Below are 6,362 nucleotides of genomic sequence, written 5' to 3'. Positions count from 1 at the left end.
ATCCGTCGCGGGTTCCGCCGTTGGCGTTGCCGCCGACTGCGGAGAATGCGGTGTTGGGTTCGTTGTCGGGTGCGGAGTTCGAGCGGGCGGCGCAGGAGGCGGCGCGTACCGCTCCCCCGCGGGAGAACGGTGGGAACCAGGACATCAAGAACCTGTCGCGGGGTTCGCGGGTGTTTTATCCGGTGTTCGTGCCGGGTGCGAAGTTGTCGGTGGGTGATCTGCACTTCAGTCAGGGTGATGGGGAGATCACTTTCTGCGGCGCGATCGAGATGGGTGGTTACATCGATTTGCATGTCGATGTGATCAAGGGCGGGATGGAGGCTTACGGTGTGGAGGAGCCGATCTTCATTCCGGGCCGGGTGGAGCCGCGTTATTCGGAGTTTTTGGCGTTCGCGGGGTTGTCGGTGACGGATTCTGGTGAGCAGCGGTATCTGGATTCGCACTTGGCGTATCAGCGGGCGTGTTTGAATGCGATCAACTATTTGACCAAGTTCGGGTACACGCCGGAGCAGGCGTACTTGTTCTTGGGTGCGGCGCCGATCGAGGGTCGGTTCTCGGGTGTGGTGGACATTCCGAACTCGTGTGCGACGGTGTATATCCCGACTGAGGTGTTCGATTTCGATCCGAGGCCGTCGGCGGGGGCTCCGCAGCGGGTGGATCGGGGTCAGTGTGCGGTGAGTAGCTCTCGTTGAGTTCTCGCGTGGTGTCGTCGGCGTGATTCGGGTGTTTTTCCAGGTGTGGCCACCACGTGGGCGTGGTTGTCTGGTGTGAGCAGCACACCTTGTGCTGAGGCGGTTGTCGAGGCTTTGTGTGCTGTTCTGGTCGTGGTGTCGGGGTGCCCTCGCCCACGTGGTGGTCGCTTACGTTGTTGGGTCGCTCAGGTGCGGCTGTTGGTGTTCTCTGTGTCGAGCGGCGGGTAGGAGCGTTTCACTTCTGTGGTGATGTGGTGGACCGCGGGTTTGGGGCGGCGGTCGATGGTCACTTCGAAGATGTCGGGTCGGGAGTAGTGGCCGACCGGGTCGAAGAAGTGGTTGGCGATCTCGATCGTGGTCAGGTCGATGTCGGCGTAGACGATGCCTTCTTGTTCGGGTGGGAGGACGTTGCTCAGTAGGGTGCTGTCCGGTCCGAAGATTCGGGCGTATCCGCCTCCTGCGAACGGTGGTGCCGAGGTTCCTGGTTCGGAGCTGAACACGTGGATGGCGGTGTCGGAGACGACTTGGGTCGACATCAGGACGAATTCGCTGGCTTCCATGGCGTTGGATTGGTTGAGCGCGACGATGCTCTCCCCGCTCAGCAGTGCTCCGCCGTAGTAGTCCAGTGGTGGCCAGGATGAGACGCGGATTTGTTCGTCTTCTGCGATGAGGGCGAGTTTCGTCAGCGGTTGCATGTTCTCCGCGCAGTTCAGTGCGCCGATTCGGCCGATCGAGGTCGGTGCTACTTGCAGGTCGCTGCCATCGCCTTGGCCGAACAGGGTGCGTTCGACGTGTGTGGGTTTGAGTTTGCGGCGGTGTAGGACGATCTCTCCGGTTTCGTCGATGATGCACTGTGACATGTAGAGCGAGCTTTGGGCGCGTTCGGCGAAGCCGAAGGCGACGATGATGTTGTTTTCTCGTGCGGCCAGCCGGAGTCGCATCATGTCGGGTGAGTCCACCGCGAGGGCTGCTGTGCGGTAGCGCAGGACGTAGGGCAGTTCCTGGGAGACGGTGGTGGTCATCAAAAAGATCGGGTAGCCCGGTAGCCACAGTTCGGGGAAGGCGATGAGTCGGGCGCCGTTTCGGGCTGCTTCGCGGGTCAGTTCGATGGTTTTGTCGGTGGTTGCGGCGAGGTCGAGCCAGGCGGGTTCGGCTTGTACGGACGCGACGCGGGTGTCGGCCATTGACGGTTACTCCTTTGGTCGGTTGGTCCGACGATAGGAATTTCGGGGCGTGTTGGTCGAGACGCGTGGTGCGCGGGTGTGGGAGCTCGAGAAGAGAGGAATGTTCTTTCGGGGGCGTCGCTGACTGTGGGTGATCGTTGTGGCCCTTGGGTGTCCCACGTTTCACCGATACCGCTGCGGTAGTGGTGTGTACCACAGTTGTCTTTCTCGGATTCGGCCGGGGAAGGTGACTGATGCCCGTGTTGTGCCGCAGGATCGTGTCGCGTCGGGTGGGGCCCAGGGTCGTGGGGCTTGTGGCTGTGGGTGGTGTGGCTGCGCTGGCCGCCGGGTTGGTGGTCGTGCCGCAGTCGCCTGCGTCGGCCGATGCTGGAAGGGTGTCGGTGACGGTGACCGAAGGAACGAACCTCACCGCCGCGGCCGCGCCGGACGGCAGTGTGGTCGTCGATCTGCAGGGGCTGTTGTTCCGTGTTCCCGAAGGTGGTGGGGCGGCTGAGCGGCTCACCTCGGTGGAGGCCGAAGCGGCGCAACCCGATGTCGGGCCGGATGGTCGCATCGCGTATCAGAGCTATGCCGGTGGTGGTTTCCATATCTGGGTCGCCGAGGCGGACGGTTCTGATCCGGTGCAGCTCACCCGTGGCGGGTTCGACGATCGCGAGCCTCGTTGGTCGCCCGATGGCACGACCATCGCGTTCTCTTCCGACCGGGGTGGTTCCTACGACATCTGGACCGTCGACGTCGCCACCGGTGAGCTCACCCGACGTACCGAGGCGCCCGGTGAGAAGTACGAGCCGGCGTGGCATCCCGACGGGGAGACCCTGGCCTATGTCTGTGATGAGGGCATCGCGGCCGTCGACGCCGAGGGGAACACTCGTGTCGTCGTTCCCGCCCCTGCCGGCGAGGAGGACGATGAGGCTGACGAGGTGGCTCTGCGGGCGCCGTCGTGGGCGCCGGACGGGCGGCGGTTGGCCTATGTTCGGCATGCCGACACCCGCGCCGACCTCATGGTCGGTGATCGTGCCGTCACCCGTGGCGAGGACGTGTTCCTGTTCGCCGCCGACTGGGTCGACGAGGATCGTCTCCTCTACACCGCCGACGGGGCCATTCGGACCCGTGACCTGGGTACGGGCGCACGTTCCGACATCCCGTTCACGGCGACGTTGGAGGTTTCCCGCGTCGACTACGCGCACAAGACACACGATTTCGACGACAGCTCCCGGAAGCCGGTGCGGGGTGTCCTCACCCCGGTCCTGTCCCCCGATGCCACCCGGGTCGCGTTCGTGGCGTTGAACGACCTGTGGTTCATGCCGATCGACGGCGAGCCACGTCGTCTCACCCACGACCGTTTCGCCGAGGTCAACCCGGTGTTCTCCCCCGACGGGCGTTTTCTGGCGTATGCCTCTGATCGTGAGGGCACGCCGGATCTGTATGTGCGGGATCTGCGCGACGGTGGTGAGCGCCGGGTCACCGCGTTGGAGGGCGCCGAGGTGTCTCCGGCGTTCTCCCCGGACGGGGCACGGTTGGCGTTTCAGGATCAGGACGGTGCCACATACGTGCTCGATCTGCGCACGGGCCGGGTGCGGCAGGTGGTGTCGTCGCTGTTCGGTCCGGGTCGTCCGAGTTGGTCGGCTGATGGCAGGACGCTCGCGTTGGCGGCGGTCAAGCCGTATTCGGAGCGGTTTCGGGAAGGGACGAGCCAGATCCTGACCGTGGACGTGGCCACGGGCGAGCAGACTTTCCACGCGCCCGGTGACGAACATGCCTCGGTCTCCACGCGTGGCGATGACGGCCCGGTGTGGTCGCCGGACGGTGGGTCGATGGCGTTCGTGCTGGAGTCCACTCTGCACGTCATGGACGTCACCGCCGAGGGGGTGCCGAAGGGCCCGCCCCGGCCGGTCAACGACGAAGTCGCCGACGCGCCGTCGTGGAGTGGGGACGGCAGCCGGTTGCTGTACCTGTCCAACGGTGAGTTGCGGTTGGCCGATGCGGCCACCGGGAAGGCGAGGACCGTCGAGGTGCCCTTGCACTACCGTCCCGACGTGGCTCGGGAACGCACCGTGATCCACGCGGGCGCGTTCTGGGACGGTGAGAGTCGCACGCTGCGGCGCAACGTCGACATCGTGGTGGAGGGCAATCGCGTCGCCTCCGTGACCCCGCATCGCGGCCCCCACCGGGGGCGTGTCGTGGACGCCTCCGACCTCACCGTCATGCCGGGGCTGATGGACTCGCACGTGCATCAGGAGTACGAGTCCCGGTTCTACGGCGACCGCCAGGGCCGGATCAGTCTCGCCTACGGCATCACGTCCACGCTGTCGGTGGGCGACCAGGTGTACCGGGCGGTGGAGGATCGGGAGTCGCTTGCCTCGGGGTCGCGTGTCGGGCCGCGGTTCTACGCGACCGGAGAGCCGATCGACGGTTCGCGGGTCTACTACAACTTCATGCGCCCCACCACCGATGTCGAGCAGGTGCGGCGTGAGTTGTCACGGGCGAAGGCCCTGGATTACGACATGATCAAAACGTATGTGCGGTTGCCCGCCGACCGTATGCGCGCCGTCATCGAGGCGGCTCACGGGATGGGGGTTCCGTCGGCTTCCCACTACCTGTCGCCGGGTGCGTATGTCGGGCAGGACGGCACCACGCATCTGGCCGCCACGCAACGCCTGGGCTATGCTCGCACACTGACCGCGACGTCCACGTCCTACGGTGATGTCGCCGCTGTGTACGGGCAAGGTGAGCGTTCGGTGACGGCCACGTTGTTCACCACCGATTTCCTCCTCGCCGACGAGGTCGCCCACGACCCCCGGTTGGCGTTGTACCCGCCGTGGACGCGCGCTGATCTCCTCGCCGACACCCGGGACAACACCCACGCGCCGTCCGATCCCGGTTGTGACACCGCCGAGTGTCGCGAGGTGCAGGCGTTGCGGGCGGTTGCGGACGCGGGTGGGCTGGTGGTTGCCGGCACCGATGCGCCGTTGGCGTATGTGGGGGCCGGGCTGCACGGTAATTTGCGTGAGTTGGTCGGCTACGGCTGGACGCCGTACGACGCGCTGCGCACCGCCACTGTGAACGCCGCGGAGAACCTGGGCGTGGCCGACGAGGTCGGCACCCTGGAACCCGGCAAGATCGCCGATCTGATCATGGTGCGGGGCAACCCGCTGCGGGACATCGACGCGGCCATGAACGTGGAGGCGACCATGGTCGGCGGTCATCTGCACACCCGTGATGACCTACTCGCTCCCTACACCGACCAGGCCACGGGGAAGGGTGACCACGTGGTCGACTCGGCAGCAGCGGAGAAGACCACGCCCGCCCCGGCCACCGGTGTGGCCGAATGGGCCGACCCCGAAGCCGGGTTCCGTTACTGGTGGCATCACCCCGACGTGGTCGCCGAGGCCTACGACCACACCTGCGGCGCCTATACCCACCTCGGCCACGCACACGGTTAGCCCAAGCGGGCCCCGCGTGCGGACACACCTGTGGCGGCGGTTACCCTCCGCGCATCTGGTCGGCACCGACGGGAGTGGGCAGCAGCCGGGGCACCACCCGGACGTAGACGACCATGCCGAGCACCTCGACCAGGGTTTGAGCGACCACCACGACCGCTGCCACGGCGAGCGTGTCGGGCAGCGCCCAGGAACCGGCCCGCCCGCAAGCAGCGGCCTAGCTCCGCGGCGGGCACCTGCAAGAACGTGACGTAGAGCAAGGCGGCGAGCACCGGGTTGATGGCGTGCTCCCACACCGGCCCCGCACCGGGGGCGGCCCATCCCATCAGGGCCCCGACCGCGAGCGCACTCACATAGACGGCGACTTGGTGGCGTTCCATGCCGGCGACCGGACCGGATGCAGACGACAACGATGGTGCTCCTTGCAACGTGTGACGGGACGGACCGGATGCGGAGGCAAAGGGGAATGGTCAGGCCGGGGTGAACAGCTCGACCAGCAAGGCGGCGCCCTCGGCGAAGGCACGGACCTCCAGGTGCAGCACCGGGCCATCCGGATGCAGGTGGAAGTCGAAGTCCGCATCGTGCTCACCCCACGACGGTAAACCTTCGACCCGGATGGAAGATCAATCCTGCTTTGCAGGGGTGCCACCGGGATACGCGCGAAAGGGGCAATGAGCTTTTGAACCTGCTGGTCGTCGAGTGAGTGGGCGTGGTGACTAGGCGAGATCTCCGTGTCGGTAGAGCCGGGTAGATAACGGTAGAGAGCCCGGGCAGCCGGGTGTTGTGGGTGCTGGCTAGGGTGCGCTGGGTCACGTTGGTTTCGGTTCGGGGTCTGGGCGTTGGCGGCGATCGATCGCACCGCGTATCCGCGGTTCAAGCGGGTGGTTCCTGCTCGGGAACTGGCTGAGGCGTTCACGCCGACGATCGGCGAGATCACTTGGGCGCGGGAGAAGACGCAGAACGATCCGCATTTGCTGGCGCTGCTGGTGTGGTTGAAGTCGTATCAGCGGCTGGGGTATTTCCCGAAGCTGGACGAGGTCCCGCCG

At 65.9% G+C, this 6,362-nt stretch carries 6 protein-coding genes; 4 read left to right on the top strand and 2 right to left on the bottom strand.

The genetic code is table 11. The features are described from left to right. The coding region (locus tag M7H19_RS10690; protein WP_298180349.1) for an acetamidase/formamidase family protein at positions 1-692 on the top strand (692 nt) is incomplete at its 5' end. Positions 693-877: 185 nt separating this feature from the next. Here the strand turns inward: M7H19_RS10690 and M7H19_RS10685 are convergent. Then, entirely contained in the window at positions 878-1,876 is a 999-nt protein-coding gene (locus M7H19_RS10685; RefSeq protein WP_298180347.1) for a carbon-nitrogen hydrolase family protein, read from the bottom strand. Positions 1,877-2,109: 233 nt separating this feature from the next. On the opposite strand from M7H19_RS10685, the gene M7H19_RS10680 reads away from it, so the two are divergent. After that, positions 2,110-5,319, top strand: coding sequence for an amidohydrolase family protein (locus tag M7H19_RS10680; protein ID WP_298180344.1), 3,210 nt, complete (start codon positions 2,110-2,112; stop codon positions 5,317-5,319). 40 nt (positions 5,320-5,359) lie between these two features. Here M7H19_RS10680 and M7H19_RS10675 read toward each other — a convergent pair whose 3' ends face one another. After that, positions 5,360-5,482, bottom strand: coding sequence for a hypothetical protein (locus tag M7H19_RS10675; RefSeq protein ID WP_298180342.1), 123 nt, complete (start codon positions 5,480-5,482; stop codon positions 5,360-5,362). A gap of 265 nt (positions 5,483-5,747) precedes the next feature. On the opposite strand from M7H19_RS10675, the gene M7H19_RS10670 reads away from it, so the two are divergent. Next, positions 5,748-5,918, top strand: a complete 171-nt coding sequence (locus tag M7H19_RS10670; RefSeq protein WP_298180340.1) for a hypothetical protein — start codon at positions 5,748-5,750, stop codon at positions 5,916-5,918. A 237-nt stretch (positions 5,919-6,155) separates the two neighbouring features. Then, positions 6,156-6,362: DUF4158 domain-containing protein (locus M7H19_RS10665; protein ID WP_298180338.1), on the top strand; the 207-nt coding region annotated here is incomplete at its 3' end.

The organism is Saccharomonospora sp. (genome assembly GCF_027317685.1).
Classification (GTDB): domain Bacteria; phylum Actinomycetota; class Actinomycetes; order Mycobacteriales; family Pseudonocardiaceae; genus Saccharomonospora.
The sequence above is the reverse complement of the archived record's forward strand: the minus strand, read 5'-3'. Positions and strand labels throughout refer to the sequence as shown.

Bases quoted from the DNA above. Each gene is read 5' to 3' on its own strand.
- M7H19_RS10680 (WP_298180344.1), top strand. From the start codon at position 2,110: ATGCCCGTGTTGTGCCGCAGGATCGTGTCGCGTCGGGTGGGGCCCAGG.
- M7H19_RS10685 (WP_298180347.1), bottom strand. From the start codon at position 1,876: ATGGCCGACACCCGCGTCGCGTCCGTACAAGCCGAACCCGCCTGGCTC.